Genomic DNA, 26,415 nt, shown 5'->3' with positions numbered 1-26,415 from the left:
TATGACCGAGATCCACCCCTCCGCCGTTGTTGAAGAGGGCGCTGTCATTGGCGCGGGCTGCAAGATCGGCCCCTTTTGCCATGTCGGCCCCGAGGTTGTTCTGGCGGCTGGGGTGCATCTGCAAAGCCATGTCTATGTCACGGGCGATACGCATATTGGCGAGGGCACGGTGGTGTTTCCCTTTGCCTCGCTGGGCACTGATCCGCAGGATCTGAAATTCGCGGGCGAGAAAACCCGCCTGCGCATTGGCGCGCGTAACCGTATCCGCGAACATGTCACCATGAGCACCGGCACCGCCGGCGGTGGCGGTGTGACCACAGTCGGCAATGATGGTCTGTTCATGGCAGGCTGCCATGTGGCGCATGATTGCGTTGTGGGGGATCGCGTGGTCATCGTGAACCAATCGGCTTTGGCCGGGCACTGCCAGATCGGCGATGATGTGATCGTGGGCGGCCTCAGCGGTATTCACCAATGGGTGCGCATCGGAAATGGCGCGATTATCGGCGCTTTGTCGATGGTGACGCGCGACGTCATCCCTTATGGTTTGGTCGCCGGTCCGCGTGCAGAACTTGAGGGTCTGAACCTTGTGGGCCTCAAACGTCATGGCGTTTCTAAGGCTGATATCAATGCCTTGCGCCACGCTTTTGAAGCTTTGCGTGATGGTGATGGCGCGTTTCGCGACCGTGTGCAGGCCATCGGCGCGGGCAATGACAGCGAATATGTGCAAAAGATCGTCGCCTTTGTCATGGGCGATACCGACCGTCAGTTCCTGACGCCTGCGCCATGATCGCGCTGATTGGCGGCACAGGCGCATTGCCGCCCGCGCTCGCTGCCGCGCTGCAGGCGGCGGATCGGCCATTCCTGCTGTGCGAGATGGCGGGCTTTCCCTTTGACGACATGGCCGACCTGCCGCGCCATACGTTCCGCGTCGAACAGATCGGGACTCTGCTGGCCGATCTGCGCGCCAAAGGCGTGACCGAGGTCTGTCTTGCGGGTGCCATCCGTCGCCCCGCCTTTGACCCCGCCGCGATTGATGCTGCAACCGCACCGATCCTTGCACGCCTTGCGCCCGCAATGGCGCAGGGGGATGACGCGCTGCTGCGCGCGGTGGTCGGCGTGTTCGAAGGCGCGGGCTTTATCGTGCGCGGCGCGCATGATCTGGCACCGGCGCTGCTGCCAAAGGCGGGCGTCTTGGGCCGGGTGCAGCTGCGGCCCGATGGCGATGCGACCCGTGCGGCTGCCGTCCATGACGCGCTGGCCGCCAGCGATGTCGGGCAGGCTTTGGTCGTCCGGCGCGGCCAAGTGCTGGCGATCGAGGCCAGCTTTGGCACCGATTTCATGCTGGATACGATGGAGGGTCGCGCAGGCGGCGCGCTGTTTTACAAAGCGCCAAAAGCGGGCCAGGACCTGCGTATCGACCTGCCTGTCGTTGGCCCCGATACCGTGGCGCGCGCGGCCAAGGCGGGCATCGCCTGTATCGCGATTGCGGCGGGCGGTGTGATGATCCTTGACCAGACCGCGACCATTGCGGCTGCCGATGCGGCTGGCATCAGCCTCTGGGTGCGCTGATGCGGGTGTTCATCATCGCAGGCGAGGTTTCGGGCGATATGCTGGGCGGCGCGGTAATGGTCGGCCTTCGCAGCCTGCGCCCCGATATTGAATTCGCCGGGATCGGCGGTGCGCAGATGCAGGCGCAGGGGCTGCAAAGCCAGTTTCCCATGAGCGAGCTGTCCGTCATGGGCATCGCCGAGGTGCTGCCAAAGTATTTTCACCTGAAACGCCGTATCCGCGAGGCCGCCGCCGCCGCCATCGCCTTTCAGCCCGATATCCTGCTGACCATCGACAGCCCCGATTTCTCTTTGCGTGTGGCAAAGATCGTGCGTGCCGCCGCGCCGCAGATCCGCAATGTGCATTATGTCGCGCCCTCGGTCTGGGCGTGGCGGCCAAAGCGCGCGCAAAAGATGGCCAAGGTCATCGACCATGTGCTGGCGCTGCTGCCGTTCGAGCCGCCCTATATGACCGCCGCGGGGATGGATTGCGATTTCGTCGGCCATCCCATTGCGACGCTGCAGATCGCTCCCCCGCGCGAGACGCCCGCAGGCCCGCTGGTTTTAGTGCTGCCCGGATCGCGCCGCGGCGAAGTTGAACGCCTGTCCGAGCGTTTCGGTGCCGCGATTGCCTTGTTCGCGGCGGATCATCCGGATGCGCGTTTCATCCTGCCGATGGCCGCGCCAGTGGCCGATCTGGTGCGCGAAAAGGTGGCAAGCTGGCCTGTGCAGCCGGAACTGGTGCTGGAGGCGGGAGCGAAGGCGCAGGCATTTCGCGATGCGGATCTGGCACTTGCGGCGTCCGGCACGGTGTCACTGGAACTTGCGGCGAACGCCACGCCGATGGTCATCGCCTATGATATGGGCTGGATCAGCCGCAAGCTGATAGGCGCGCTGATGCGGATCGACACGGTGACGCTGGTGAACCTTGTCAGCGACACGCGCGCTGTTCCCGAATTCATCGGTGACAATTGCCGTCCCGCACCCATTTCCCGCGCCATGTCGCAGGTCTTGGCCGCGCCGCAAGCGCAACTTGATGCGATGCGCGTGACGATGGAGCGTCTGGGGCGCGGCGGCGAGGCACCAGGCCTGCGCGCCGCCAAAGCCATTTTGCAAGGATTGGAAAAGGCGCGCGGTTAAACCCCGCGCCAAATCCAACCGCCACCCAAGACGCGGCTGCCTTCGGTCTCGTAAAACACGCAAGCTTGCCCGATCGAGACACCTTCCTCGGGGGTCAGCAGCTCGACCTCGGCCGTGGTGGCCGAGAGGGGGCGCAGGATCGCCTCGGCAGGTGGGCGGGACGAGCGGACGCGGACGCGGATATGACGCTCGGCCATATCGGTGAATGCACCATCGCCCAGCCAGTTCACTTCGCGCAAAGGCACGCGGCGGGTGGCCAGCGCCGATTTCGGGCCGACGATGACGCGGCGCGTATCGACATCCAGACGCACCACATAGACGGGCTCACCCAAACCGCCGACGCCCAAGCCGCGACGCTGACCCACGGTGTAATGGATGACGCCTGGATGCTGGCCCAGCACTTTGCCGTTCATATCGACGATCTCGCCAGGCTGCGCCGCATCGGGGCGCAGCTTTTCGATGACCGCCGCGTAATTGCCATCGGGCACAAAGCAGATGTCTTGGCTATCGGGCTTATCCGCGACGCCAAGGCCGAATTCGGCCGCGAGGGCGCGGGTTTCGGCCTTGGACTTTAGGTGCCCTAGCGGAAATCGTAGATAAGCCAATTGCTCGGGCGTGGTCGAGAACAGGAAATAGCTTTGGTCGCGATTGGGATCGGCCGCCGAATGCAATTCGGGCGCGTAATCCCCCATTTTGCGTTGGATATAATGGCCGGTCGCCATGCAATCCGCGTCCAGATCCTTTGCCGTTTGCAGCAGGTCCTTGAATTTCACGCGCTCATTGCAGCGAATGCAGGGCACAGGTGTTGCGCCCGCCAGATAGCTATCGGCGAATTCGTCAATCACCGCCTCGCGGAAGGTGTTTTCATAGTCGAGGACGTAATGCGGAAAGCCCATTTCCTCGGCGACGCGGCGCGCGTCGTGAATGTCGCGGCCCGCACAGCAGGCGCCCTTTTTGGCCAAAGCTGCGCCATGATCGTAAAGCTGCAGCGTCACGCCAACGACATCATATCCCTCACGTTTAAGCTGGGCCGCCACGACAGAGCTATCGACGCCGCCTGACATGGCGACGACGACACGGGTTTCCGCGACGGGCTTAGCAATTCCCAGCGAATTGAGCGCGGGATCAAGGGGCATGGCAAAGGTCCTGAGTGATGGTGGGGGCGCAATACCCCAAGATATCGCGATAAAATATAGGAAAATGCGATGAATCTACAAGGGCAGGTTTCATGCCGCGTTAATCCAGCGCGCCCCAGAACAAGCGAAATATCCGGCTTGATGGGGAAAGTCATGTATTTGCATAAGGTTGATGGCCCGCGTCTGGTGACATTGCCTGACGGAACAGTGATGACGCGCGCCGATTTGCCGCCGGCGAACACACGCCGTTGGGTCGCTTCGCGCAAAGCGGCGGTGATTCACGCGATAAGGGGTGGACTGATTTCGCGCGAACAGGCAATGGAGCGCTATGCGTTATCCAGCGACGAATTGTGTGAATGGGAAAAAGCTGTTGAGAATTTTGGCACTGCTGCCCTGCGTGCGACAGCTTTGAAAAAATATAGACAGCTTTAAGTTGTAACATTTGTCATTTCCACGCGTTGCGGTAACAATGGATTAACCAATTCGAAGCTAGCGTCGCCTCATTGGAACAGGTGGAGAACTTAAATGCGCATCCTTCTTGTAGAAGATGATCCGACTACGTCGCGCAGCATCGAGATGATGCTGACTCATGCCAATTTGAATGTTTATGCGACCGATCTGGGCGAAGAAGGCATCGACCTGGCCAAGCTGTATGATTACGATTTGATCCTGCTTGACCTGAATTTGCCCGATATGACCGGTCATGATGTGCTGCGCCAATTGCGTCTTGCGCGCGTGGATACGCCGATTTTGATTCTGTCCGGCTCGGACGATACAGACAGCAAATTGAAGGGCTTCGGCTTTGGCGCCGATGATTATATGACCAAGCCGTTCCAGCGCGAGGAACTGGTGGCGCGTATTCACGCGATCATCCGCCGCTCGAAGGGGCATGCGCAGTCGGTCATCAACACCGGCCGGATCGCCGTCAATCTGGACACCAAGACCGTCGATGTCGAAGGCGCGCCTGTGCATCTGACCGGCAAAGAATATCAGATGCTGGAACTGCTTAGCCTGCGCAAGGGCACCACGCTGACGAAAGAGATGTTCTTGAACCATCTTTACGGCGGCATGGACGAGCCCGAGCTGAAGATTATCGACGTGTTCATCTGTAAGTTGCGCAAGAAGCTTTCAGTCGCAACGGGCGGCGATAACCATATCGAAACCGTTTGGGGCCGTGGCTATGTGCTGCGCGATCCCGAGGGGCGTGCCGCTCATCCGGAACGGATGGCCGTCGGGGCCTGACGTCACCTCCGGCTGTTCCACTGGACGCAGCGGCTTTGCCAGATTATTTGTTGGCAAACCGCTGCTAAGCCAAGGGAATAGGCCATGTCGACATCCAATATGACGCCCGAGGCACAGGCCCAGCTTCTGCTGGATCAGCCGGTTGAACAGGTTGAACATGCGGATGCCGCGGCTGTTTTGGACCAGCTTGCGGCGCTTTTGTCCGATGCGAACACCGCCTATCACCAGAATGACGCGCCCGATTTGACGGATGCGACCTATGATGCGCTCAAGCGTTATAATACCGCACTCGAGGGAAAGTTCAGCGATCTAAAGCGTGCCGATAGCGCCAGCGATCAGGTCGGCGCCGCGCCTGCCGATGGCTTTTCAAAGATCCGTCATCGCGTGCGGATGCTCAGCCTCGAGAATGGTTTTACGCTCGAGGATATCGCCGAATTCAACAGCCGTGTCCGCCGCTTTTTGAACATCGCAGATGATACACCGCTCGCCTTTACGGCCGAGCCGAAGATCGACGGCCTGTCACTGTCCTTGCGCTATGAAGGCGGTACGCTGGTCTATGCGGCGACGCGCGGCGATGGTGAGATGGGCGAGAATGTCACCGCGAATGCCCGTACCATTGCCGATATCCCGCATCACATCGCAGATGCACCCGCGGTGCTGGAAGTGCGCGGCGAGGTCTATATGGCCGAGGCGGATTTCCAACAGTTGAACGCACGGATGGAGGCGGCGGGCAGCAAAACATTCGCCAATCCCCGCAACGCGGCTGCCGGATCTTTGCGGCAACTTGATGCGAATATTACGAAAACCCGCCGTTTGCATTTCTTTGCCTATGCGTGGGGTGAGCTTAGCGAACCGCTGGCGGCGACTCAATTCGGCGCGGTCGAACGTCTGGGTGCGATGGGGTTCAGCATCAACGCCCGTATGCGCCGCTGCACCACATTGGACGAGATGATTGCCGTTTACGACAGTATCGGGGCCGAGCGCGCCGTGCTGGGCTATGACATTGACGGCGTGGTGTATAAGGTCGACGACCTCGCGCTGCAAGAACGGCTTGGGTTCCGTTCGACCACGCCGCGATGGGCCCTGGCGCATAAGTTTCCGGCGGAACTGGCCTGGACGCAGCTGATCGGCATCGACATTCAGGTCGGTCGCACGGGGGCGCTGTCGCCCGTGGCAAAGCTGCATCCTGTGACGGTGGGCGGCGTCGTGGTGCAGTCGGCGACGCTGCACAACGCCGATTACATCGCCGCGCTTGGCCGCGACGGCCAGCCGATCCGCGAGGGTAAAGATTTTCGTATCGGCGATTGGGTCGAGGTGTATCGCGCGGGCGATGTGATCCCAAAGCTGCGCGATGTTGACCTGTCGCGCCGTGCGCCCGATGCGTTGCCATTTGTTTTTCCGACTGAATGCCCCGAATGTGGCTCGCCGGTGGTGCGCGAGGAGGGGGACGCGGTGCATCGCTGCACCGGCGGCCTTGCGTGCCCGGCGCAGGCAGTTGAAAAACTGAAACATTTTGTCAGCCGCGCGGCCTTTGATATCGAAGGTCTGGGCGCGAAGCAGATCGAGATGTTCTTTCACGACCGCGATCTGGCGATCCGCGAACCTGCCGATATTTTCACACTGGCCGCCCGCGACGGCGCGAACCTGACCAAGCTGAAGAACCGCGATGGCTTTGGTGAACGCAGCGCCAGTAAACTGTTTCAAGCCATTAAAGATAAACGCAAGATCCCGCTGCAAAAGCTGCTATTCGCCCTTGGTATCCGTCATTTGGGCGAGACGGGCGCCGCGCTGATCGCGGCGCATTATGGCAGTTGGGCCAACCTTCATACAAAACTCAGCACGCCGTTTGATCCGCATATTCTGGATGATCTGACGACGTCCAAGGCGAATAACGACCGCGTTTGGGCGCCGTTTCCCGAGGCTTACGCCGTCTGGCAGGATCTGACCTCGGTCGATGGGGTCGGGGGCACGCTGGCAGGCTCGCTGATGTCGGCGTTCAACAATCCGATCGAGCGTGCGATTTTTGACCGACTTGCGGCCGAGCTCTCCATCGAAGACGCCGCGCCGCCTGCGGTGGGTGACAGCCCTGTGGCGGGGAAAACCATCGTCTTCACCGGCACGCTAGAGAAAATGACGCGGGCCGAGGCCAAGGCGACAGCGGAATCCCTTGGCGCGAAGGTCGCGGGATCGGTCAGCGCCAAGACCGATTTTCTCGTCGCGGGCCCCGGCGCCGGCAGCAAGCTAAAGCAGGCGACCGCTTTGGGCATCACCAGCCTGACCGAGGACGAATGGCTGAGTCTGATCGGTCGCAATGACTGATCGCACGCCTCTGCGCCCCGAAGTGCTTTGGCCGCTGTTTGCCTCGGTCGAAAAGCTGGATGGGATTGGGCCAAAGACGGCGGTTGCGATGGCCCCCGCGATTGAAAAGGTGCGCGATCTGCTGTTTACGCTGCCGCAATCGGTCGTCGACCGCCGTTTGCGCGATGATCTGGCGGGGGTGCAGTTGCCCGGCGTCATCACCTTGCGCGTGACCGTGCTGTCGCATCAGCCGCCCAATGCCAAGGGCCGTCCGTATCGTGTGATGACGCGGGCGGGTGACGATCTGGTCACGCTGGTGTTTTTCCACGCGCGCGGTGACTATCTGGAAAAGCAACTGCCGGTCGGCAGCCAGCGCATCGTCTCGGGCAAGGCCGAAAGCTTTGATAATGGCGCGCAGATGGTTCATCCCGATCATATGCTTGGGGTGGATGACGCGGGGCAATTGCCTGATTTTGAACCGGTTTATCCGCTGCATGGCGGCGTCAGCCAAAAGGTGATGGCACGGGCCGCAACCTCGGCGTTGGCGCGGGTGCCACAGGTGGTGGAATGGATCGACCCCGCGCTTGTGCATCGCGAAGGCTGGCCTGATTGGTCGGATAGTCTGCATCGCGCGCATCACCCGCAAGGCTATAGCGATATCGACCCGCACAGCCCTGCGCGGCAGCGGCTGGCCTATGATGAGCTGTTCGCCCATCAGTTGACGCTGGCTATGGCGCGCGCGCGGCGGCGCAAGCAGGCGGGTGTGGCGACGTCGGGCGATAATCGCCTGTGGTCGTGCGTGCTGGCGGCGCTGCCCTATCAGCCAACCGGCGCGCAGACCCGTGCGCTGGCCGAGATCCGCGCCGATATGGCCCAACCGTTGCGCATGAACCGCTTGCTGCAAGGCGATGTGGGCGCGGGCAAAACGCTGGTCGCGCTGGGTGCGATGTTGACTGTGGTCGAGGCGGGCGGGCAAGCGGCGATGATGGCCCCGACCGAGATCCTTGCGCGCCAGCATTACCAAAGCCTTGCGCCGCTGGCTGAGGCTGTCGGCGTGCGCGTCGCCTTGCTGACCGGCCGCGACAAAGGGCGCGCACGGCAGGCCTTGCTGGACGATCTGGCGGCGGGGCAGATCGATATTTTGCTGGGCACCCACGCATTGTTCCAGCCTGATGTGGTGTTCCATGATCTGCGTCTTGCCATTGTGGACGAGCAGCACCGCTTTGGCGTCGCGCAACGGCTAGAGCTGTCGTCCAAGGGCGCGGCGGATGTGCTGGTGATGACAGCCACGCCGATCCCGCGCTCGCTGGCGCTGGCGCAATATGGCGATATGGATCTGTCGGTGCTGGATGAAAAGCCGGCAGGGCGGCAGCCAGTGCAGACCGCGCTGGTCGATAACCGCCGCTTGGATGAGGTCATAGGTCATCTCCAGCGCGCGCTGGCCGCCGGGCAACAGGCCTATTGGGTCTGTCCGCTGGTGGATGAAAGCGAGGTCAGCGACCTGACCGCGACCGAGGCGCGCTTTGCCCAATTGCGTGCCCGCCTTGGTGACGGGGTGGTCGGCATGGTGCATGGCCAGATGCCGCCCGCCGACAAAGATCGCGCCATGGCCGCGTTCGAGGCAGGCGAGACCCGCCTGCTGGTCGCGACCACGGTGATTGAGGTCGGGGTGAACGTGCCCAATGCCTCGATCATGGTGATCGAGCGCGCCGAGGCTTTCGGCCTTGCGCAGTTGCACCAGTTGCGTGGCCGCGTCGGGCGGGGCAGCGCGAAATCCAGTTGCCTTCTGCTGTATCAGGCCCCTTTGTCCGACAGTGGTCGCCGCCGCCTGGATATCATGCGCGAAACCGAAGACGGCTTTCGGATCGCCGAGGAGGATATGGCGATCCGCGGTGCGGGCGATGTCATTGGCACGGCGCAATCGGGCCTGCCGCGTTTCCGAATCGCTGATCTGGAACGGCAGCCGAAACTGATGCAAATCGCGCAAAGCGACGCCCGCAACCTGCTTAATAGCGACCCGAATCTGACCAGTCCGCGCGGGCAGGCGGCGCGTGTGCTGCTGTGGCTGATGGAACGTGACGTAGCGTTCCGTTTGATTTCAGTCGGTTAGGCGTGAATCTCATTTTGTTCTTTTCGTTCTTAATATGTTCTTTACTTGAGGGGTGAAATTTGGAACAAATAGGAAACGATTTTTGCAGAACTTGGGGGTTCCAATGGCCGCATATGTCAAATCCGTTATCCTATACTCGCCGCGCGCCCTGATTGCAGACACGCTGGGCGTGATCTGCATCGGGATCATCTTTGTCGGCGCGCTTTTTTTGCCCGCGATGTTCTAGTTTTGTTTCCGCTATCCGGCTCGGTTTCAGATTGCCGCTGAAACAAAGTCTCCCGTCCCAGGCCGGATCAACTGCCGCCGCGCGGCACGCGTGGCGGCATTTTTAGGCGTCAAACGCCGCAAGTGTCGCATCAAAGACCAGCAGCATCGCACCGTGGCGTTCGCGCAAACTGGCGGCGGGGCGCAGGATATCAAACGCGGGATAGGGCGCGCCTTGCGTCAGCATCGCCTGCATATGTGCGCGCATGGCGGCCACATCTATGCGCGAAAGGCCGATCACCCGATCGGCGAACAGGCTGGCACTGGCTTGTCCCAGGGCGCAGGCCTGCACGTGCTGGGCGAAATCTGTGATACGTCCGTCCGCAAGATTCATCGTCACAAAGATCCGCGATCCGCAGATCGGCGCGCGCGCGCTGGCGCTGGCCATCGCAGCGGGCAATTGCCCAAGGCGCGGAATATCCGCCGCAGCGGTCAGCACTGCGGTTGAATAGATCTGAGCGAGCGAGATTTCGGACATGCTTTGCGCTTTACCGGCTTTCATGCGATAGGTCCTTGCTAGCTGACGCGCTGGACAAAGCCAAGGAACGGATATGCCCTTTGATCCATCACAATTGAATTACAACGCCGACGGCCTGATCCCCGTCATCGCGCAGGAACAGGCGACGGGCGAGGTTTTGATGCTGGCCTGGATGAATGCCGCCGCTGTCACACGCACGCTCGAGACCGGGAAGGTGACCTATTGGTCGCGCTCGCGTCAGGATTTCTGGATCAAGGGCGAGACCTCGGGCCATACGCAGCAATTGATTGAGCTGCGCTATGATTGCGACAGTGATGCGCTGCTGGCGGTGGTGCATCAGCATGGGCCCGCCTGTCATACCAACCGCCGTAGCTGTTTTTACACCGCCATTCGCGGTGATGACCTGGTCGAGATTATGCAGCCGATGGCGTAATGCCGATCATGGCAAAAACCTGCGCCGGGGTTGCGCCCTCGGCGCGATAGGCCGCAATCGCGCGGGCATCGTCGCGTTTCGCAAGGCGTTTGCCGCTTTCGTCGCGGATCAGGTCGTGATGGTGATAGGCGGGCGTCGGCAGATCCAGTAGGTGCTGCAGCAGCACATGGATCGCCGTCGCATCGAACAGATCGGCGCCGCGCGTCACCAGCGTGATCTCCTGCTCCGCGTCATCCACCACCACCGACAGATGATAGCTGGTGCCCATGCCGCGCCGCGACAGGATGATATCGCCGACACCTGTGATGTAATCCTGCACCGATGTATACACATGGCGATCTTGTTCGACGAAACAGGTCGCGATGGCCGCGCGTTCCATATCCAGCCGCAACGGCAGGTCCATGGGCATTGCAGCGGGGCGCGGCTTGTGGCGACAGGTGCCGGGATAGATCAGCCCGTCGGGGCCAAAATGCGGCACGCCTTCTTGCGGAGCGCTGGCCGCCGCCTCGATATCGCGGCGATTGCAGGTGCAGGGATAAAGCAGGCCGTTATCCCAAAGCTGCTGCAGCGCGGCACGATAAGCAGGGGCGCGATCCGATTGACGCATCACCGCGCCGTCCCAGTGCAGACCCAGCCAGTTCAGATCATCGTAGATCGCGTCTTCCCATGCCCGGCGGGCGCGGCTGTGGTCGATATCCTCGATCCGCAGCAGGAATTCCCCGCCCGCCGCCCGCGCCAAGTGATGCGCGACGGCCGCTGCATAGGCATGGCCCAGATGCAACGGCCCCGTGGGCGATGGCGCGAAGCGGGTTCTTATGCCTGTTCCAGCCATGCCAGCCAATCGGCCTTTGCGCGGTCGGTATAGGCCTTGTACCGCGTCGCGCGACCGCGACGGCCGCCTTTGGCGTCAATCGGGGGGAACAGGCCAAAGTTCACATTCATCGGCTGGAAGCTTTTGGCATCCGCGCCGCCAGTAATATGGGTGACCAGCGCGCCCATGGCGGTGGTTTGCGGCACCGGTGCCAGCTCGCGCCCCTGCATCTCGGCCACCGCCAGACGCGCGGCCAAAAGGCCCATGGCCGAGGATTCAACATAGCCCTCGACACCCGTAATTTGACCTGCAAAGCGGATATTCGGACGCGATTTCAGGCGCATTTGCCCGTCCAGCAGCGTCGGCGAATTGATAAACGTATTGCGGTGAATGCCGCCCAGTCGGGCAAAGCTGGCATCGTGCAAACCGGGGATCATTTTGAAAACATTGGTTTGCGCGCCGTATTTCATCTTGGTCTGGAAACCTACGATATTATACAGCGTCCCCAGCGCATTATCCTGACGCAGTTGCACCACCGCATAGGCTTTCTCGGTCGGGTTATGCGCATTGGTCAGCCCGACGGGCTTCATCGGCCCGTGGCGCAGCGTCTCGCGCCCGCGTTCGGCCATTACCTCGATCGGCAGGCAGCCGTCGAAATAGCCGGCGGTTTCGCCCTCGTGGAAGATGGTTTTGTCGGCTTCGAGCAGCGCGTCGATAAAGGCTTCATACTGCTCGCGCGTCATCGGGCAGTTGATATAGGCGGTGCGCTCGGCCTCGGTCTCGCCCTTGTCATAGCGCGACTGCTTCCACGCGACCGACATGTCGATGCTTTCGGCATAGACGATGGGCGCGATGGCGTCGAAAAAGGCAAGGCTGTCGGCACCGGTTTCAGCGCGGATCGCCTCGGCCAGCTTGCCAGAGGTCAGCGGGCCGGTCGCGATGATCCACTGGCCCTGATCGGGCAGCTCGGTCACTTCCTCGCCGCTGACCTCGATCAAGGGATGCGCGCGCAGGCGGTCGGTGATGTCTTGCGAAAAGGGATCGCGGTCAACGGCCAATGCGCCGCCTGCGGGCAGGCGGTGGCGACCGGCGGTTTCCATGATCAGGCCATTGGCCCGACGCATTTCCCAATGCAGCAATCCGACGGCGTTTTGTTCGTCATCGTCCGAGCGGAACGAGTTCGAGCAGACCATCTCGGCCAGATTGCCGGTGCGGTGGGCGAATGTACCCACGCTGGGGCGCATTTCGTGAATAACGACGCGAATGCCTGCATTGGCCGCCTGCCAGGCTGCCTCTGATCCGGCCATTCCGCCGCCGACGATATGAAGAATCTTATCCATGGCCCTGCTGATCGCAGGGCCATGGGCAATCGTCAATAGCCGCGGAAAATGTCGGCGATGCCGCGACGGCTAAAGCTGGTGCCGGGCGTATAGCCAAGGGCCACGCGCGCACCGACGGTCAGATAGTTTTCGCTGCCGTCATCGTTGGAAATACGGCCGATTTCGCCATAGGCGACGGGCCCTTGGGCAAAGCGATATTTACCGCCAAAGCCGACGCGGGCCAGATCATCGTCGTCACGCGTGCCATAGGCCGCGATACCGGTCACAGCGATCTCTGGGCTGATGCTGAAATCACCGTCAAATCCGAACATTTTGATGTCGCGGTCACCCTCGGCATAGCCCAGAAAGCCCTGCAGCGAGGCACCGGCCATGTTGAACTTGCCCTCAACGCCGTAAACGGTGCTGTCGCTGGAATCAAAGCTGTCAAAGCCGACGAAAACGCCGCCCATTATGTCATAGCCCGTGTCATAGATGCCGTGGACGGTAAAGTTGCGCGCATTGGAATCAATCGCGCGATAGCCGTTGAACGAGAAATCACCCGCCACGCTAAAGGGCCCAGCGACCTGGAATTCCATCGCGCCGGTATAAGAGGTCGCGCCAAAAACGTCGCTGCCGGTGGTGTAGCTGAGTTCAGCAGACAGCTCGGCGCCGGTAAATTGTTGTGCGAATGCGGGAAGGGGCGCGGCCAGAGCCAGCGCGAGTGCGATCTTTTTCATGATGACTGCCCGATTGTGGTTTTTATTTTGCCGCTACAATGCGGAACGGGGCACAGGCATGCAAGCCTTGATTGCGCGGGGTGCAGATATGGCAAGGGGCCGCGCATTGGCGGCCCCTTGCATATTTGGCTGAACTGGTGCGATCACTCTTCGGTGATCGCATCGTCTTCATCGCCGCCAGCCTCGGCAATGCGGGCGACCGAGACGACATGCTCATCCGTGCCGGTGTTGAACACCCGCACACCGCCCGCGCCGCGCGAGCGGAACGAGATACCTTTGACCGGCACACGGATCGACTGTCCGGTCGAGGTCACCAGCATGACCTGATCGTCCATCTCGACCGGGAAGGCCGCGACCAGATCGCCGCCGCGCATCGCAGCATCCATGGCGCGTACGCCCATGCCGCCGCGTCCGCGCACCGGGTAATCGTGGCTCGAGGACAGCTTGCCCGCACCCGAACGCGTGATGGTCAGGATCAGGTTCTCGAAGGCGGACATTTCGGCATAGCGCTCTTGGGTGATCGCCCCGGCTTCGACCTCGTCCTCGTCGGTCTCGGCCTCCTCTAGCACGCCCTCGATCGCACGGCGCATTTTCAGATAGGCGGCACGCTCGGCCGGATCGGCCTCGAAATGCTTGATGATGTCCATCGACACCACGCGATCGTCGCCTTGCAGGCGGATGCCGCGCACGCCGGTTGAATCGCGGCCCTTGAACACGCGCACATCGGTCGTCTGGAAGCGGATCGCGCGGCCAGAATTGGTGACCAGCAGCACGTCGTCATCCTCGGACGCGATTTTCACATCGACCAGGCTGACACCCTCGGGCAGTTTCATCGCGATCTTGCCGTTGCGCATCACATTGGTGAAGTCCGACAGCGCGTTACGGCGCACATCACCGTCCGAGGTCGCAAAGACGGCTTGCAGCTCGTCCCATTCGCTATCGGGGCGGTCGACGGGCATGATGGCGGCGATGGTGACGCCCTGCGGGATCGGCAGAATGTTCACAATCGCCTTGCCGCGCGCGGTGCGTGCTGCCAGCGGCAGGCGCCAGCATTTCAGCTTATAGACCATGCCGTCGGTCGTGAAGAACAGCAGTTGAGTGTGGGTATTGGCGACGAACAGCGCCGTAACCACATCCTCGTCCTTGGTCTGCATGGACGACAGGCCCTTGCCACCGCGTTTTTGCGACCGGAATTCGGCCAAAGCGGTGCGCTTGATATAGCCGCCCGAGGTCACGGTCACGACCATGTCTTCGCGCTCGATCAGGTCTTCGTCGTCCAGATCACCGGCCCAATCCGCAATCTCGGTGCGGCGCGGCACGGCGAATTGGTCGCGCACTTCGGTCAGCTCACCCTCGATAATCGCAAGGATGCGCTCGCGCGAGGACAGGATGTCCAGATAGTCGCGGATTTTCGCGGCCAGTTCCTGCAGCTCGTCGGTGACTTCCTTGACGCCGATCTGGGTCAGGCGTTGCAGGCGCAGCTCCAAAATGGCGCGGGCTTGCAGATCCGACAGGTTGTATGTGCCGTCGTCGTTCATCGTATGCGACGGATCGTCGATCAGCTTGATATATTCCGCGATATCCATCGCGGGCCAGCGGCGCGTCATCAGCTTTTCGCGCGCCTCGGCGGCATCGGCAGAGGCGCGGATCGTTGCCACAACCTCATCCACGTTCGAGACAGCAACCGCCAGACCGCACAGGATATGGCTGCGCTCGCGTGCTTTGCGCAGCTCGAACGCGGTGCGGCGGGCGACGACTTCTTCGCGGAAGTCGATGAAACATTGCAAAAAGCGATAAAGCGTCAGCGTCTCGGGGCGTCCGCCGTTTAGCGCCAGCATATTCGCCCCGAACGAGATCTGCATCGGGCTAAAGCGATAGAGCTGGTTCAACACGACATCTGCGGTCGCATCGCGCTTCAGCTCGATCACGACGCGCACGCCATTGCGGTCGGATTCGTCCTGAATATGGGCGATCCCCTCGATCCGTTTGTCGCGCACCGCTTCGGCGATCTTGTCGATCATATTCGACTTGTTCACCTGATAGGGCACGTCATCGACGATGATCGCGTAACGGTCTTTGCGGATTTCCTCGACATGGCTGCGCGCGCGCATCAGGATCGAGCCGCGACCCTCAAGATAGGCTTTGCGCGCGCCCGAACGGCCCAGGATCATGCCACCCGTCGGAAAATCCGGGGCAGGCACGTATTGCATCAGATCTTCGGATGTCAGGTCGGGGTTCTTGATCAGCGCAATCGTCGCATCAATCACTTCGCCAAGGTTATGCGGCGGAATATTCGTCGCCATACCCACCGCGATACCGCCTGCGCCGTTCACCAGCATATTGGGGAAGCGCGCGGGCAGGACGGTCGGCTCTTTGTCCTTGCCGTCATAGTTGTCTTGGAAATCGACGGTGTCTTTGTCGATATCGGCCAGCATAAAGGACGCGACCTTCGCAAGGCGCGCCTCGGTATAGCGCATCGCGGCAGGGCTATCGCCATCCATCGAGCCGAAGTTGCCCTGACCCTCGATCAGTTGCAGCGACATCGAGAAATCTTGCGCCATCCGGGCCAAAGCATCGTAGATCGAGCTATCGCCATGCGGGTGGTATTTACCCATCGTGTCACCGACCGCACGGGCCGATTTGCGGAAGGCTTTGTCGTGGGTATTCCCCGACTCGTTCATTGCAAACAGGATCCGCCGGTGCACCGGTTTCAGCCCGTCACGCAGATCAGGAATGGCACGCGAGACGATCACGCTCATGGCATAATCGAGATAGGCGGTGCGCATTTCTTGGGCGATCGAGATGGTCGGACCGGCGTGGATCGGGCGCTCGGGCGTCTTTTCCGCGTCGGTCTCGGGAAGGTCGGGGGTATCGCTCACGTCGGGTGCCTGCTGCCGTTATTATCGTCTGACAGCTATAGCACCTTGGCGTGTGGTTTCGCAATGAAGGAAGCCCCTTAGCGGCCTTTGATTGCAGCGCGCAGCCAGATCATTGCGATGAACAGCGAAATAATCGCGTTCCAGCCCGCCATCGAGATCCCCATGAACGCCCAAGAGACTTGGTCGCACATAATAATGCGTGGCCCGTCCATCGACAAAAGGTCGCCGCCGCTGAGGCCGCCCAGACCCGAGCCGGTGCAGCTTTGGGGGCCCGGCCACCATTTCAGCTCGACCCCGGCGTGGAAAAAGCCGATGCCCGAGGTGGTCAGCGCCGCCAGCGCCCCAAGGCCAGCGAAAACCCGCTTTGCGGTTGTCTGCGGCAACAGCAGGGCGATGATGCCGATGACGATCGCGGTATAATGCGGCCAACGTTGCCAGTGGCACATCGCACAGGGTGCGTAACCGATCGATTGGAAGAACAAAGCGCCTGCAATCAGCGCGACCGAACCGGTCGTCGCGATCAGGATAAGGCGGTTAAGGGTCATGAGAGCCTCGGGATGATGTGCCGCAAGATGCGCGCTATGTCGCCACGAACAACGCATAAAATCAAATGGCAATAGCTCTATGTGTATTATCACGCAGGCGTGGTTATGATGGGGTTAGGGAATCTGGAGGGCAAAGCCATGAAATGGCAGGGTCGTCGTCAAAGCCGTAATGTGCAAGACCGCCGCCGCAGCGGTGGCGGCGCTGTCATCGGCGGTGGCAGTATTGGTGTGTTGGCCATTGTGGTGGTCGGCTATTTTCTGGGGATCGATCTGACCCCGCTGTTGCAAGATCAGGGCGGCACCAGCAGCCAGCCGCGCGATCTCTCCGCGCAAGAGGAGGCGGCAGGCGATTTCGCCGCCGTGACCCTCGCCGATACCGAGGAGGTCTGGGCGCAGATTTTCCAAGACCAGCTTGGCACCGCCTATCAGCCCGCGACGATGGTGCTGTTTTCGCGCGCAAGCCAAAGCGCCTGCGGCGGTGCCAGTGCCGCGACTGGCCCGTTCTATTGCCCGACCGACCAGAGCATTTACCTTGATACCGATTTCTTCAACGTGCTGGCGCAGCAGTTGGGGGCGACGGGCGATTTCGCGGCGGCCTATGTCATCGCGCATGAGGTCGGCCACCATGTGCAGGACCTGCTGGGCGTGCTGGACCAGACCAATGCCGCCCGCGCGCAAATGGGGCAGGCGGATGCGAATGCAGTTTCGGTGATGGTCGAGCTGCAGGCCGACTGCTTTGCCGGTATCTGGGCCGCCCATGCTGAAACCAGTCTTGGCACCATCGAAGTGGGCGATGTGGCCGAGGCGATGAATGCCGCCGCGCGCATTGGCGATGACGTGCTGCAAGGCGCCGCAGGGCAGGCCGTGCGCCCCGACAGCTTTACCCACGGCAGCGCCGCCGCCCGCCAGCAGTGGTTTACCACAGGTTATGAGGCCGGGACGCTAGAAAGCTGTAATACTTTTGCAAACTAGCCTTGCGAGCGGCCGATCTATCCGCTAGATCGGCCCTCGGCGGGCGGTTAGCTCAGTTGGTAGAGCGCTTCGTTTACACCGAAGATGTCGGGGGTTCGAGTCCCTCACCGCCCACCATTTTCAATGACTTGCGTGATATTTGCGAAGATATCGACAGTTCATTGAACCTTATGTACTCCACCAAAGTTCAGAATACCCGCTGCAACACGCAGGTGATCTGGCGCAAATCTGCCATACACGCGCTTGGTGATGATCGTGTTCGAGTGGCCGAAATATTGGCTCACCTTGCTCATGGGAATGCCTCCGGCAACCATGTGCACGGCCGCTGTATGTCGCAGGACATGGGGCGATACATCGGTAAGACCGGCGCAGCCGACCATCACTGAAAATCCCTTATTGATCGAATTCACACCGCCGCGAGATCATGCGATGACAAAGGCCGAAAGCGCTGCCTTTTCGTGGAAACCAGGGCCGCGCACGACAAGCCGTTGATGGAAGTCACTGCGCGACCCTTTCGTGACCCTTTGGCATCAATGCGCAGGTCGATCTGAGCGCGAGCGAGGTCCACGCGATCCCAGGTAATAGCCCCGACGCGCGTTGCGGTGGTTACACCCGCTTCACATGTGGCTCGGCCTCCGCCGATAGACAAATAAAGACCGGCATCGGATGCCGGTCCCTTAGGTAAAACGCGGTAAATACATTCTGCTAGAGCGGTCGTAGCCAGATGTTGCGGTATGATACGTCCGCATTGTGGTCCTGCAGCAGGATCGGGCCGCAGTCATGCGGCGAATAGGTCGGATAACCAATGTATTCGGTGACGCCAGCCAGTTCGGCATGGTTTTGCACCAGAACGCCGTTATGGAACACAGTCATATAGGCAGGCTTTCGCAGGCGGCCGTCCTCGGCAAAGATCGGGGATTCGAATACGATATCATAGGTCTGCCATTCACCCGGCCCGCGCGAGGCGTTCACAAGGGGCGGGTGCTGCTTGTAGATCGACGCTGCTTGGCCATTAACGTAGGTCAAGTTGTCGACGCTATCGAGCACTTGCACTTCATATTGTCGGTGGAACATGATGCCGCTGTTGCCGCGGTCCTGGCCATCAAAGCCTTCGATCTCTGCAGGGGTCCGCCATTCGATGTGAAGCTGAACATCGCAAAAACTATCGGCAGTCACGATGTCTCCTGATCCAACGGAGACAATGCCGTCGCTGACCGGCCAGTTCGCTGGCCCACCGTCTTCAGCCGCCATAATCCAGCTATCCATCGAGGTGCCGTCGAACAGAACGATTGCATCAGAGGGCGGAGCATCCTCGGGTGTCGCAACCGTTCGCGGCACAGGTTCCCAGATTTCACTCACATGTGCCTGCACGCGCGATGGCACCTCACTGAGCGCCTCGGCAGAGGCTTCTGGTGACTGGGCGGGTTGTTGCGCGAAAGCGCCACCGGTGAGAAGCGCGACAGCAGATGTGGCGGCGGCCGCGTAAGTCAGAATTTTGATCATCAAAACATGTTCCTCCCATGATTCGACGTAAGGTTAACACCGCAGGGTGAAGGCGGAGGAACGCTAAGTGTTGGCGCTAACTGTAGCAGCAGAATGTCGCCAGTTCGACCTGCTTAGGAGATATCAAGCGAAGGTTAATGTGATCAAAATCTACGATGATTTGTTTTGAGTGATGCCAAACATTAGATCTCCCTTTCGCCACCGCATCAAAGAGCGGTCCGCGAGAAAATTATGAGTATGCACCTGAGATGTGTAGGATCTTGCCCACAGGGGGGCAGCATCATGTGCGGGCGCCTTGCAGATGCCAATATGCGCATCGAGGGCACGGACACAGCAGCTCTGGCCGCTGCACCCTTCGCCAGCTTCGACCGACTGGTGTTGTGGTCGCTGCGCCGGGGGGGGCAGGGCAACAATTGGTCGTGGTTCGGGGGCATTTACGAGGTGCTGGCGCCAGCATCCGAACCCGATGATATGACCCGCTAAATGATCAAGGGCTGTCTCACCCGTCGCAACGGCTTGGCGGCGCAGCTGCCCCACATGCCCTTACAAAGTCCTTGGGCCGAGGAAACAATGATGCCGACATATTGGACGGGCGCAGCCGCTGCCGCCGCGCTGGTGACGGGCCTGCCGGAATACCGTGACGGGCATAGGTCGCGCCCGAGGCCCGCGTCACCGCCCGCTGGGCCGAGCCGCGCGAAACCGCGGACGCCGGCGCCTTCGCGATCCCCGCCTATCCGGGCATGGATGTGCTCGAAGGGTATGAGGCGGTTGAGGTTGTGGCATGGCCCGAGGTTGAAAACTACGATGAGACGCTTTGAACCCGAAGCTGCCCGTCGGACAGCGTAGACCTCAGCGCGCTTGCACTGGTAACATTTACCAGTGGCCCAAATCCCTCCTGCATCGTTTCAGGTAGGTGATTTTTAACCTCGAGCTGGGCGGTGGCTAAAGGGCCGTCGGGAACGAAGGCAACGTAGGGGCCTTTACTCAGGAGTAAGAAAATCTCCGAATAGAGGCGGTCATTATCAGTGGGTCTATCAATGCAAAGCGTTGTTAGACAATTGTCTTCTATCCATGTGCTCATCTCGAGCGTGACGTCGCATGGAAGCAGATATGCTCCCTTGCTCTCATCCGCCTCGGTCAGTCCGAAGACTGCAAGCGCATCTGCTACGGGCAGTCCGGCAGCCTTTCCGCGATGAAAGCCTGCGACAAATAGTTGGCTGCCCATTGCATACTCCTTGAAGGGGGGATTCACCGCCAGATCACTATTGGTACCAGCGTTAGATACATCCGCACATATGTTGCAAAGAGCTCATTGCCGACTGTGCCGCCATCAGAGGCTCATCAGTTACGCGTAACAAGACACAAGCAGTAGAGGAGGATCGCCCCTCTCAGCGCGGCGCCAATTACAGAAGGCTGTCATCTCTAAGGTCGCCGTCAAAATATCCGGGGCGATGCGCTTCAGTTCGTTTGCATTTGACAGTTCAAGGATCACGATCTCATCTGGCAAGGCCTTGAAATCTGACATGCCATCTTCATCCAGATGGGTCATGCAGTCGATCCACGCATTTAGGTTCCGACCATACCACCCCGGGAACCCAAATGCCTGCTCGAACGCATCATGGAATGTTTCCCAATCTTGGATTGCGAGGCAGTCGATTGCGACTTTCCTTAACAACTAGCACCCCTCCAGAGCCATCTTCGTCAGTACGAGAATAATGCTCTGCCCACAGCTTCGTCCACATAGCTGACAGTCATCCAAGCATTAATTCAACCTCAACCCGCTCTTTGAGGCGGGTTTTCTTTTGCTCCATGCTCATGTGAGGAGTCACCACGGAAGGCGCCTTTCAGAACCATGCCATTGGCATGGTCAGCCCGGCATCCAATGCCGCCAGCATCACGCCCTCGCCACAGATGATCTGCCGCATGTCCCGCGTGCGCTCTATGCGGCTGGGGCAGGGTAATGTGCGGGTGACGATGCGGGACGGTGGTGATCCGGTGGTGCTGCCCATTCTGGCAGGGAGCCCGGCTGGTTGCGCGTGATGCGTCGCCTGATTGGATGCATGCGACGACCGAAGATCCCACGGTGATCGAGGCGGTCGCGCAGGGAGTCGGAGCGCTACCGCTCGCGTTGCAGGTGGTGCGGTAGCACATCGCCCGCCGCAGGCGCTGGGCCACCCGGTGGATTGGCTGATCGGGATGGTCATCGGCGCGCGGGGCGTGTGGAGGAGCGGGCGAAGCAGGCAGAAGCCGATGACCAAACACGCAAGCGCATGGATGACGTGGACATCCCTCGGGATGCTGACCGTGGATGACGCGCCACACCTGATCATGGGCCAGTCGAAAAAAGGGGAGGGGAGGGTTAGTCTGCCGAGCGCGCAAAAGCTGCGGGCGCGGCGGGCGGCAAAATGCGCAGGTCCTGTTCGTCATTGTAACCTGCGGTACGTGCCGCAGTGATAAATGCGTGACGGGCGCCGATAATGCTGCCGATACAATCGAGGGCCGATGAAATAACGGATACCGCATTCGCGCGGTTAAAGTCGTTATTTGGCCATTTTCGTTCAAGCAAATATAGCGCCTGCTCGAATGTCGTGACTTTTATTCTGCTTCCCGAAGTCGGGTGCTGAAGTGTGATGGGTGAACCCATGTGAATTTCTATCATACGATACTTTGCTCCTGTAAAATAAATAGTGGGGGCGAACCACCATTCGCCCCCACTCATTGCTCTCGATTAAAATGAATTAAGCGAGAGTAATGTTGATCGCGTTTTCGCGGCCGTCACGGCCTTCTTCGATGTCGAACGAGACTTTCTGACCATCAGCAAGGTCGGAAATGCCCGAGCGCTGCATGGAAGAAATGTGCACGAATACATCTTTCGAGCCGCTTTCGGGCGCGATAAAGCCGAAACCTTTGGTTGCGTTAAACCATTTAACGGTGCCGTTAGCCATTTTGATGTTCCTGAGAGATATGTCGCCCACGTGGTGCAGCGACCTGGCAAAGCTGAGAAGAGGAGCTGAGCCAGAAGCAACAGGCCGACCAACAGATAATGCTCCGCCAATATATTGTATATATTTGAAGAAGCGAGCGCTAAATATTGGGTTCTCGTGAAATCGTGCTAACAGCATGATAACTATAGGATTATTTATTCCTTAACATCATCATTTGCCGGGGCATCCGCCACGGTTTCGGTGGTTTCGTCGGTTTCAACGCGTTGATTCGTTCTGGTATAGCTTGTCCAGATACGCTTGCGTTTCATGGACTTTTTCGCGGGTTCATTCAGAAATGCAGTCAAATCGAATGGCTTCTTAGGGGTCGAGTATCCCATGGAGGATCCTTTCTTCCGAATTTATAATCAAGCCAAATTGCCCGTTCCCATCACATCATTGCGCGGCAAGAACAGGTCATGAATAAGTTCACATATCTACGATTTAGACGGATTAAGCAGCCGTTTCGCTGACTGATATGGCCCGAATGGATCTTTATGCAGATGCGGCCTAACAGTTAGATGGGGGCTGTATGTGTCAAAGTCAAAGGAATAATGCGAATTAATGTCGTTTGGGCGTGATCGAGCGGACAATAGGCGGTGATTTTGTCAGTGCTGCGGATGCGGATTCCACGGATTTGGCCAATATCCAGTGCCATAATGGACGGCACAGCCCCGGCACTTTGGACCATTATTCTGAGGGTGCGGCAAGATCAGTCAAACGGGGGATGAAACCCGCGTAGGGCATCGCGTCGCCGCATCCACACGCGTTTGCAATGCGATCGTTGCGGGCAAAGCGCTTGGCTGCGCCAATGCGGCGTGGTTTTCGGCGCGGCAGTTCTCCGCGCCGAAAACGGGCGTGTTACATTGCCGGCAAAATGGCGATGTCGCGCACATTCGCGCCCTCGATCATGCCGACTTCGGTGGTCTCGCCGGTCTCGAGGTTCACCGAATGGAAGCCGCCATCAACGACCAGCCAGGCCTCGTTGCCGCCCATGCCGTCGGACATGATGTCGAAACCGGCTTCGGTCGGCATGACGCCGATGCTGCCGATTGCGGTCAGCGTGCCGTCATTCGGCGGGTCCTGCAGCACCAGCCAGCCCGCCGCGCCGTCGATATTGAACAGCTGCGTCGCCTCGGTGCCCGCGTAAGAGTTGGTATAAGCACCTGCGATGATATTTGGCGTGGTGCCGTCGGCATAGGCATGGCTGCCGTCAACCGTGACTTCGCCGGTTTCGACATTGACGCGCAGGCTGGTGCCGTCGCTGCCCATGACGCGCAGGCGGTCGGCGACCGGGTTAAAATCGACCGTGGCCGACACACCTTCGGCCAGCGTGGTCGTCATCGTGCTGACCGGGGTTGCAACGCCGGTCTCAGCATCGATCGTCGCCAGCGTGCCGTCGGCAAAGGCGCCATAGAGCATGCCATCCGCCGGACGCACATCAATGCCCAGCAAGCGGCCCTCGACACCCGAGACCGTCACGCTGCCGGTATGGGTCCAGCTTTCGGTATCCAGCCAATGCAGTTCATTCTCGTCCGAAAGGCCAACAACAGTGGCCGCCATCGCGGGCAGGGCGAAGGCCGAGAGCATCAGCGCGGCTGCCGTGGATTTCATCGCAAACATGGGAATTTCCTTCTTTGATTGGGGTTTGCCGTGACCGGCGTTTAAAGCCGGACCCACGCGGGAGGGACAAAGACCGCGCAGGTCCGGTTCGTCATGATGCGTGCCTAGGCGGCGGGCATCAGAACTTTGTCGATGACGTGGATGACGCCATTCGATTGCACGACATCGGCGATGGTCACATGTGCGACACCGCCGGTCTCATCTGTCAGGGTGATCATGTCGCCATCAACGCGTGCCGTCAGCTTGCAGCCGCCCAGCGTGTCGATGACATGTTCGCCGCTGCCGTCCGCGATCATCTGCGAGACATCTGCGGCCATTGCGGCAGCGCCGACGACATGACAGGTCAGGATCTGGACCAGCATATCTTTGTTTTCAGGCATCAGCAGCGTGTCGACCGTGCCAGCGGGCAGGGCGGCAAAGGCTTCGTTTGTCGGTGCAAAGACGGTGAACGGCCCGTCGCCCTGTAGCGTCTCGACCAGACCAGCGGCCTGAACGGCGGCAACCAGCGTGGTATGATCGGCAGAGTTCACCGCGTTTTCAACGATGTTCTTGTCGGCGAACATCGCCGCGCCGCCAACCATGGGATTATCTTGAGCCGAGGCTGCACCCGCTGTTGCCAGCGCAAAGCATCCTGCGAAGACGGCTTTGGTAAACATCTTCATCTGACTTCCTCCCAGAAGTTCGCCCGATTGTCGGGGAACATGGGAAGACACGATGGCGGCGCGGGAAAGTTTCAGCGCGCCGCAAATATTTTCAAATTAAATGTCCAGCAGGTCGCCGACCGCCAGCACCGGGCCGGTCGGCAGGCCCGTGGGTGATCCGCCCGGCGGCTCGAGACTGATGGCCATATGCGCCGCGCTGGTCATCAGGGCGCGCGTCGCCGCATCCACCGCCACACGGGTCGAGACCGCCGCCGGAATAACGCCAAGCGAGGTCGGCGCCTCGTCGCCGCGCGCGACCCAGAGTTGAAAGGCATGTCCCTCGACCGCATCGCCGCTGAGGTGCGCAAGGCTGACCTCGCCCGTCGCGGAATCATAGACGGCCAGATAGGTGACGCTAGTGCCCTCTGCCGTCAGCGATCCGGCCAGCCGTTCGGGGACAGGTTGTAGGGCTGGCAGCGCCAGCGCAACGATGAACGCGGCGGTTGCCGCGCCCGCAAGCCCGCGCCACAACAGCAAGCTATCCCAAAATCCACGCCGCGCGGGTCGCGCACCAAACAGCCGCTGATCAATGGCGCGTTTGACCGCAGGCGGCAGATGTTCCGGCGCAAATTCGGTTGAGAGCGGGTCAAGCCGCTCCTCCCACTGCGCCACAAGCCGTGCAAAGGGCAGGTCGATTTCCACGCGCCGCGCCAGTTCGGCCCGCTGATCATCAGGCAAAACGCCCAAAGCAAATTCTGCGGCGAGGATGTCGTCGCTGTCCTCATGAATGATGTCGGTGCCGCTCATCGCTGCATGCACTCCTTCAGTCGCATCAGGCTGCGCCGCAGCCATGTTCGCATCGTATTGAGAGGGACAGAATGGCGCGCGGCAAGATCGGCATAGCTGTCGCCATCCAGATAGGCGGCGCGCACCGCATTGGCGCGATCCGTCTCCAGCTCATCCAGACAGCCGTAAAGCTGTCGCCGCTCGCCCGCGGCAACCGTTGCAGCCTCGGGACCTTTGGCGGGGTCGCGCACATCCATTGCGGCATCATCCAGCGCACCGGTGGCATCGCGCCGCAACCGCAGGCGGTCAATCGCGTGATAGCGCGCAACCGCGATCAGCCAAGACATCGGGCTTTGCTGTGTCACAGCAAAGCGATCCGCTTTCAGCCAGATTTTCACATAAATTTCCTGCACGGCATCCTCGGCCTCTGACCTGCTTTTCAAGACACGCAGGCAAGTGCCAAAAAGTTTCGCCGAGGTTGCTGCATAAAGCCTGTCAAACGCATCACGATCGCGCAAAGCGACGTTCATGATCAGCTTTTCAATATCCGCCTGCGCGTCTGCCTGTGCTTGCGTGCGTGGCATGAACCCTCCCGAGGTGCTGTGATCAGCATGCGGGCAAGCGACAAATGAAGCAACCCATCCTATCGCGTATCATAGGGTTTGAGCGGCCCTTATTTGGGTGCTGGCGCTGATCAGCACCTTTGCGTCATGACGGGGCACAGGATCAGCAATTGCAGCTCAGCTCGATCGCGATATCATCCAAAAGCAGTTTCTTTGCCATCGGATGCGACAGGACCAGGGCCTGTCGTAAAATGAACGCTGTTTCATTCACGCCGTCGCCAAGCGCGTCATCAATCACGCCCTCGTCCAGCAAGGTCCCATCCACACGACTGTGCGCCTTAAAGCGATACCTGAGCATGATTTAACTCCAGTTGCTTTGATTTCAGGCTAGCACGGCTGACCTCATT

Annotated in this window: 31 protein-coding genes and 1 tRNA gene; 13 read left to right on the top strand and 19 right to left on the bottom strand. The window is 60.2% G+C overall.

The window, feature by feature from the left end; translation table 11 throughout:
* Window position 1: 1 nt before the first annotated feature.
* From lpxA to lpxB, 3 genes are read left to right on the top strand one after another with little or no spacing between them, the layout of a single operon-like run.
* Window positions 2-787 (top strand): acyl-ACP--UDP-N-acetylglucosamine O-acyltransferase, encoded by a 786-nt coding sequence (gene lpxA, locus KVU_RS05445; protein ID WP_013384338.1) that lies wholly within the window; start codon window positions 2-4, stop codon window positions 785-787.
* On the top strand, window positions 784-1,569 hold the full coding sequence (gene lpxI, locus KVU_RS05440) for a UDP-2,3-diacylglucosamine diphosphatase LpxI domain-containing protein (RefSeq protein WP_013384337.1): 786 nt from the start codon (window positions 784-786) through the stop codon (window positions 1,567-1,569). The genes lpxA and lpxI overlap by 4 nt, the downstream gene beginning before the upstream one ends.
* Entirely contained in the window at window positions 1,569-2,687 is a 1,119-nt protein-coding gene (gene lpxB, locus KVU_RS05435) for a lipid-A-disaccharide synthase (protein WP_013384336.1), read from the top strand. The genes lpxI and lpxB overlap by 1 nt, the downstream gene beginning before the upstream one ends.
* Here lpxB and mnmA read toward each other — a convergent pair.
* Complete coding sequence (mnmA, locus tag KVU_RS05430; RefSeq protein ID WP_013384335.1) at window positions 2,684-3,823, bottom strand: tRNA 2-thiouridine(34) synthase MnmA; 1,140 nt, start codon at window positions 3,821-3,823, stop codon at window positions 2,684-2,686. The two genes, lpxB and mnmA, sit on opposite strands and share 4 nt — an antisense overlap.
* Before the next feature lie 153 nt (window positions 3,824-3,976).
* Here mnmA and sciP point away from each other — a divergent pair, with 153 nt between their 5' ends.
* The 5 genes from sciP (at window position 3,977) to KVU_RS16360 (ending at window position 9,699) form a co-directional block, all read left to right on the top strand.
* Window positions 3,977-4,255, top strand: a complete 279-nt coding sequence (gene sciP, locus KVU_RS05425) for a CtrA inhibitor SciP (RefSeq protein WP_013384334.1) — start codon at window positions 3,977-3,979, stop codon at window positions 4,253-4,255.
* A gap of 93 nt (window positions 4,256-4,348) precedes the next feature.
* Complete coding sequence (gene ctrA, locus KVU_RS05420; RefSeq protein WP_013384333.1) at window positions 4,349-5,065, top strand: response regulator transcription factor CtrA; 717 nt, start codon at window positions 4,349-4,351, stop codon at window positions 5,063-5,065.
* A gap of 84 nt (window positions 5,066-5,149) precedes the next feature.
* Window positions 5,150-7,384, top strand: a complete 2,235-nt coding sequence (gene ligA, locus KVU_RS05415) for an NAD-dependent DNA ligase LigA (protein ID WP_014537743.1) — start codon at window positions 5,150-5,152, stop codon at window positions 7,382-7,384.
* Window positions 7,377-9,473 carry an ATP-dependent DNA helicase RecG gene (gene recG / locus KVU_RS05410; RefSeq protein ID WP_014537742.1) on the top strand — a complete coding sequence of 699 codons (2,097 nt, stop codon included), beginning with the start codon at window positions 7,377-7,379 and terminating at the stop codon, window positions 9,471-9,473. The genes ligA and recG overlap by 8 nt, the downstream gene beginning before the upstream one ends.
* Window positions 9,474-9,576: 103 nt before the next feature.
* Window positions 9,577-9,699: a hypothetical protein gene (locus tag KVU_RS16360; protein WP_013384332.1), complete on the top strand. Its 123-nt coding sequence runs from the start codon at window positions 9,577-9,579 to the stop codon at window positions 9,697-9,699.
* A 102-nt stretch (window positions 9,700-9,801) separates the two neighbouring features.
* Here KVU_RS16360 and KVU_RS05405 read toward each other — a convergent pair whose 3' ends face one another.
* Window positions 9,802-10,239, bottom strand: coding sequence for an iron-sulfur cluster assembly scaffold protein (locus KVU_RS05405; RefSeq protein ID WP_013384331.1), 438 nt, complete (start codon window positions 10,237-10,239; stop codon window positions 9,802-9,804).
* A gap of 49 nt (window positions 10,240-10,288) precedes the next feature.
* On the opposite strand from KVU_RS05405, the gene hisI reads away from it, so the two are divergent.
* The gene (gene hisI, locus KVU_RS05400) at window positions 10,289-10,648 is read left to right on the top strand and encodes a phosphoribosyl-AMP cyclohydrolase (protein ID WP_013384330.1); all 360 of its coding nucleotides are present in this window, start codon (window positions 10,289-10,291) and stop codon (window positions 10,646-10,648) included.
* On the opposite strand, the gene gluQRS is transcribed toward hisI, so the two are convergent.
* From gluQRS to KVU_RS05375, 5 genes are all read right to left on the bottom strand, one after another.
* Entirely contained in the window at window positions 10,629-11,480 is an 852-nt protein-coding gene (gene gluQRS / locus KVU_RS05395) for a tRNA glutamyl-Q(34) synthetase GluQRS (RefSeq protein WP_060486256.1), read from the bottom strand. The genes hisI and gluQRS overlap by 20 nt on opposite strands.
* Window positions 11,462-12,799: a methylenetetrahydrofolate--tRNA-(uracil(54)-C(5))-methyltransferase (FADH(2)-oxidizing) TrmFO gene (gene trmFO / locus KVU_RS05390; RefSeq protein WP_013384328.1), complete on the bottom strand. Its 1,338-nt coding sequence runs from the start codon at window positions 12,797-12,799 to the stop codon at window positions 11,462-11,464. Before trmFO ends, gluQRS begins: the two co-directional genes overlap by 19 nt.
* 32 nt (window positions 12,800-12,831) lie before the next feature.
* Window positions 12,832-13,515 carry a hypothetical protein gene (locus KVU_RS05385; RefSeq protein ID WP_013384327.1) on the bottom strand — a complete coding sequence of 228 codons (684 nt, stop codon included), beginning with the start codon at window positions 13,513-13,515 and terminating at the stop codon, window positions 12,832-12,834.
* A 143-nt stretch (window positions 13,516-13,658) separates the two neighbouring features.
* Window positions 13,659-16,394: a DNA gyrase subunit A gene (gene gyrA / locus KVU_RS05380; protein ID WP_014537740.1), complete on the bottom strand. Its 2,736-nt coding sequence runs from the start codon at window positions 16,392-16,394 to the stop codon at window positions 13,659-13,661.
* A gap of 77 nt (window positions 16,395-16,471) precedes the next feature.
* On the bottom strand, window positions 16,472-16,939 hold the full coding sequence (locus tag KVU_RS05375) for a disulfide bond formation protein B (RefSeq protein WP_013384324.1): 468 nt from the start codon (window positions 16,937-16,939) through the stop codon (window positions 16,472-16,474).
* A gap of 138 nt (window positions 16,940-17,077) precedes the next feature.
* Here KVU_RS05375 and ypfJ point away from each other — a divergent pair, with 138 nt between their 5' ends.
* Both ypfJ and KVU_RS05365 read left to right on the top strand, forming a co-directional pair.
* A complete protein-coding gene (ypfJ, locus tag KVU_RS05370; protein WP_044008163.1) occupies window positions 17,078-17,911 on the top strand; it encodes a KPN_02809 family neutral zinc metallopeptidase in 834 nt (277 codons plus the stop codon).
* A gap of 41 nt (window positions 17,912-17,952) precedes the next feature.
* Window positions 17,953-18,028, top strand: a tRNA-Val gene (locus KVU_RS05365).
* Between the two features lie 41 nt (window positions 18,029-18,069).
* On the opposite strand, the gene KVU_RS16355 is transcribed toward KVU_RS05365, so the two are convergent.
* A complete protein-coding gene (locus KVU_RS16355; protein ID WP_257720546.1) occupies window positions 18,070-18,321 on the bottom strand; it encodes a tyrosine-type recombinase/integrase in 252 nt (83 codons plus the stop codon).
* A 295-nt stretch (window positions 18,322-18,616) separates the two neighbouring features.
* The gene (locus tag KVU_RS05355; protein ID WP_013384321.1) at window positions 18,617-19,414 is read right to left on the bottom strand and encodes a 3-keto-disaccharide hydrolase; all 798 of its coding nucleotides are present in this window, start codon (window positions 19,412-19,414) and stop codon (window positions 18,617-18,619) included.
* 282 nt (window positions 19,415-19,696) lie between these two features.
* Between KVU_RS05355 and KVU_RS05350 the strand changes: the two genes are divergently transcribed.
* Window positions 19,697-19,897 carry a hypothetical protein gene (locus KVU_RS05350; RefSeq protein WP_013384320.1) on the top strand — a complete coding sequence of 67 codons (201 nt, stop codon included), beginning with the start codon at window positions 19,697-19,699 and terminating at the stop codon, window positions 19,895-19,897.
* Between the two features lie 316 nt (window positions 19,898-20,213).
* Here the strand turns inward: KVU_RS05350 and KVU_RS05340 are convergent, their stop codons facing one another.
* Together KVU_RS05340 and KVU_RS05335 are read right to left on the bottom strand one after the other, a co-directional pair.
* Window positions 20,214-20,639, bottom strand: a complete 426-nt coding sequence (locus tag KVU_RS05340; protein WP_044008044.1) for a hypothetical protein — start codon at window positions 20,637-20,639, stop codon at window positions 20,214-20,216.
* Window positions 20,640-20,759: 120 nt separating this feature from the next.
* Window positions 20,760-21,089, bottom strand: coding sequence for a barstar family protein (locus tag KVU_RS05335; RefSeq protein WP_014537736.1), 330 nt, complete (start codon window positions 21,087-21,089; stop codon window positions 20,760-20,762).
* Between the two features lie 188 nt (window positions 21,090-21,277).
* On the opposite strand from KVU_RS05335, the gene KVU_RS16115 reads away from it, so the two are divergent.
* Window positions 21,278-21,454: a hypothetical protein gene (locus KVU_RS16115; protein WP_013384319.1), complete on the top strand. Its 177-nt coding sequence runs from the start codon at window positions 21,278-21,280 to the stop codon at window positions 21,452-21,454.
* A gap of 319 nt (window positions 21,455-21,773) precedes the next feature.
* On the opposite strand, the gene KVU_RS05330 is transcribed toward KVU_RS16115, so the two are convergent.
* The 8 genes from KVU_RS05330 to KVU_RS16110 form a co-directional block, all read right to left on the bottom strand.
* A complete protein-coding gene (locus tag KVU_RS05330; RefSeq protein ID WP_162467584.1) occupies window positions 21,774-22,058 on the bottom strand; it encodes a DUF982 domain-containing protein in 285 nt (94 codons plus the stop codon).
* Between the two features lie 94 nt (window positions 22,059-22,152).
* A complete protein-coding gene (locus tag KVU_RS05325) occupies window positions 22,153-22,359 on the bottom strand; it encodes a cold-shock protein (protein WP_013384317.1) in 207 nt (68 codons plus the stop codon).
* A gap of 194 nt (window positions 22,360-22,553) precedes the next feature.
* Window positions 22,554-22,736 (bottom strand): hypothetical protein, encoded by a 183-nt coding sequence (locus tag KVU_RS05320; protein WP_013384316.1) that lies wholly within the window; start codon window positions 22,734-22,736, stop codon window positions 22,554-22,556.
* A 520-nt stretch (window positions 22,737-23,256) separates the two neighbouring features.
* Complete coding sequence (locus KVU_RS05315) at window positions 23,257-24,018, bottom strand: DUF4394 domain-containing protein (protein WP_013384314.1); 762 nt, start codon at window positions 24,016-24,018, stop codon at window positions 23,257-23,259.
* A gap of 104 nt (window positions 24,019-24,122) precedes the next feature.
* A complete protein-coding gene (locus KVU_RS05310; protein WP_013384313.1) occupies window positions 24,123-24,680 on the bottom strand; it encodes a fasciclin domain-containing protein in 558 nt (185 codons plus the stop codon).
* 96 nt (window positions 24,681-24,776) lie between these two features.
* The gene (locus KVU_RS05305) at window positions 24,777-25,466 is read right to left on the bottom strand and encodes an anti-sigma factor (RefSeq protein ID WP_065739321.1); all 690 of its coding nucleotides are present in this window, start codon (window positions 25,464-25,466) and stop codon (window positions 24,777-24,779) included.
* On the bottom strand, window positions 25,463-26,029 hold the full coding sequence (locus KVU_RS05300; protein ID WP_013384311.1) for a sigma-70 family RNA polymerase sigma factor: 567 nt from the start codon (window positions 26,027-26,029) through the stop codon (window positions 25,463-25,465). Before KVU_RS05300 ends, KVU_RS05305 begins: the two co-directional genes overlap by 4 nt.
* A gap of 142 nt (window positions 26,030-26,171) precedes the next feature.
* Window positions 26,172-26,333 carry a hypothetical protein gene (locus KVU_RS16110; RefSeq protein ID WP_013384310.1) on the bottom strand — a complete coding sequence of 54 codons (162 nt, stop codon included), beginning with the start codon at window positions 26,331-26,333 and terminating at the stop codon, window positions 26,172-26,174.
* Window positions 26,334-26,415 lie beyond the last annotated feature (82 nt).

This window comes from Ketogulonicigenium vulgare WSH-001 (assembly GCF_000223375.1).
Classification (GTDB): Bacteria; Pseudomonadota; Alphaproteobacteria; order Rhodobacterales; family Rhodobacteraceae; genus Ketogulonicigenium; species Ketogulonicigenium vulgare.
The sequence above is the reverse complement of the archived record's forward strand: the minus strand, read 5'-3'. Positions and strand labels throughout refer to the sequence as shown.

Excerpts from the sequence above, each read along its gene's own strand:
- lpxA (WP_013384338.1), top strand. The coding sequence starts at position 2 with ATGACCGAGATCCACCCCTCCGCCGTTGTTGAAGAGGGCGCTGTCATT.
- lpxI (WP_013384337.1), top strand. The coding sequence starts at position 784 with ATGATCGCGCTGATTGGCGGCACAGGCGCATTGCCGCCCGCGCTCGCT.
- lpxB (WP_013384336.1), top strand. The coding sequence starts at position 1,569 with ATGCGGGTGTTCATCATCGCAGGCGAGGTTTCGGGCGATATGCTGGGC.
- mnmA (WP_013384335.1), bottom strand. The coding sequence starts at position 3,823 with ATGCCCCTTGATCCCGCGCTCAATTCGCTGGGAATTGCTAAGCCCGTC.
- sciP (WP_013384334.1), top strand. The coding sequence starts at position 3,977 with ATGTATTTGCATAAGGTTGATGGCCCGCGTCTGGTGACATTGCCTGAC.
- ctrA (WP_013384333.1), top strand. The coding sequence starts at position 4,349 with ATGCGCATCCTTCTTGTAGAAGATGATCCGACTACGTCGCGCAGCATC.
- ligA (WP_014537743.1), top strand. The coding sequence starts at position 5,150 with ATGTCGACATCCAATATGACGCCCGAGGCACAGGCCCAGCTTCTGCTG.
- recG (WP_014537742.1), top strand. The coding sequence starts at position 7,377 with ATGACTGATCGCACGCCTCTGCGCCCCGAAGTGCTTTGGCCGCTGTTT.
- KVU_RS16360 (WP_013384332.1), top strand. The coding sequence starts at position 9,577 with ATGGCCGCATATGTCAAATCCGTTATCCTATACTCGCCGCGCGCCCTG.
- KVU_RS05405 (WP_013384331.1), bottom strand. The coding sequence starts at position 10,239 with ATGAAAGCCGGTAAAGCGCAAAGCATGTCCGAAATCTCGCTCGCTCAG.
- hisI (WP_013384330.1), top strand. The coding sequence starts at position 10,289 with ATGCCCTTTGATCCATCACAATTGAATTACAACGCCGACGGCCTGATC.
- gluQRS (WP_060486256.1), bottom strand. The coding sequence starts at position 11,480 with ATGGCTGGAACAGGCATAAGAACCCGCTTCGCGCCATCGCCCACGGGG.
- trmFO (WP_013384328.1), bottom strand. The coding sequence starts at position 12,799 with ATGGATAAGATTCTTCATATCGTCGGCGGCGGAATGGCCGGATCAGAG.
- KVU_RS05385 (WP_013384327.1), bottom strand. The coding sequence starts at position 13,515 with ATGAAAAAGATCGCACTCGCGCTGGCTCTGGCCGCGCCCCTTCCCGCA.
- KVU_RS05375 (WP_013384324.1), bottom strand. The coding sequence starts at position 16,939 with ATGACCCTTAACCGCCTTATCCTGATCGCGACGACCGGTTCGGTCGCG.
- ypfJ (WP_044008163.1), top strand. The coding sequence starts at position 17,078 with ATGAAATGGCAGGGTCGTCGTCAAAGCCGTAATGTGCAAGACCGCCGC.
- KVU_RS05355 (WP_013384321.1), bottom strand. The coding sequence starts at position 19,414 with ATGATCAAAATTCTGACTTACGCGGCCGCCGCCACATCTGCTGTCGCG.
- KVU_RS05350 (WP_013384320.1), top strand. The coding sequence starts at position 19,697 with ATGTGCGGGCGCCTTGCAGATGCCAATATGCGCATCGAGGGCACGGAC.
- KVU_RS05340 (WP_044008044.1), bottom strand. The coding sequence starts at position 20,639 with ATGGGCAGCCAACTATTTGTCGCAGGCTTTCATCGCGGAAAGGCTGCC.
- KVU_RS16115 (WP_013384319.1), top strand. The coding sequence starts at position 21,278 with ATGGTCAGCCCGGCATCCAATGCCGCCAGCATCACGCCCTCGCCACAG.
- KVU_RS05330 (WP_162467584.1), bottom strand. The coding sequence starts at position 22,058 with ATGGGTTCACCCATCACACTTCAGCACCCGACTTCGGGAAGCAGAATA.
- KVU_RS05325 (WP_013384317.1), bottom strand. The coding sequence starts at position 22,359 with ATGGCTAACGGCACCGTTAAATGGTTTAACGCAACCAAAGGTTTCGGC.
- KVU_RS05320 (WP_013384316.1), bottom strand. The coding sequence starts at position 22,736 with ATGGGATACTCGACCCCTAAGAAGCCATTCGATTTGACTGCATTTCTG.
- KVU_RS05315 (WP_013384314.1), bottom strand. The coding sequence starts at position 24,018 with ATGTTTGCGATGAAATCCACGGCAGCCGCGCTGATGCTCTCGGCCTTC.
- KVU_RS05310 (WP_013384313.1), bottom strand. The coding sequence starts at position 24,680 with ATGAAGATGTTTACCAAAGCCGTCTTCGCAGGATGCTTTGCGCTGGCA.
- KVU_RS05305 (WP_065739321.1), bottom strand. The coding sequence starts at position 25,466 with ATGAGCGGCACCGACATCATTCATGAGGACAGCGACGACATCCTCGCC.
- KVU_RS05300 (WP_013384311.1), bottom strand. The coding sequence starts at position 26,029 with ATGCCACGCACGCAAGCACAGGCAGACGCGCAGGCGGATATTGAAAAG.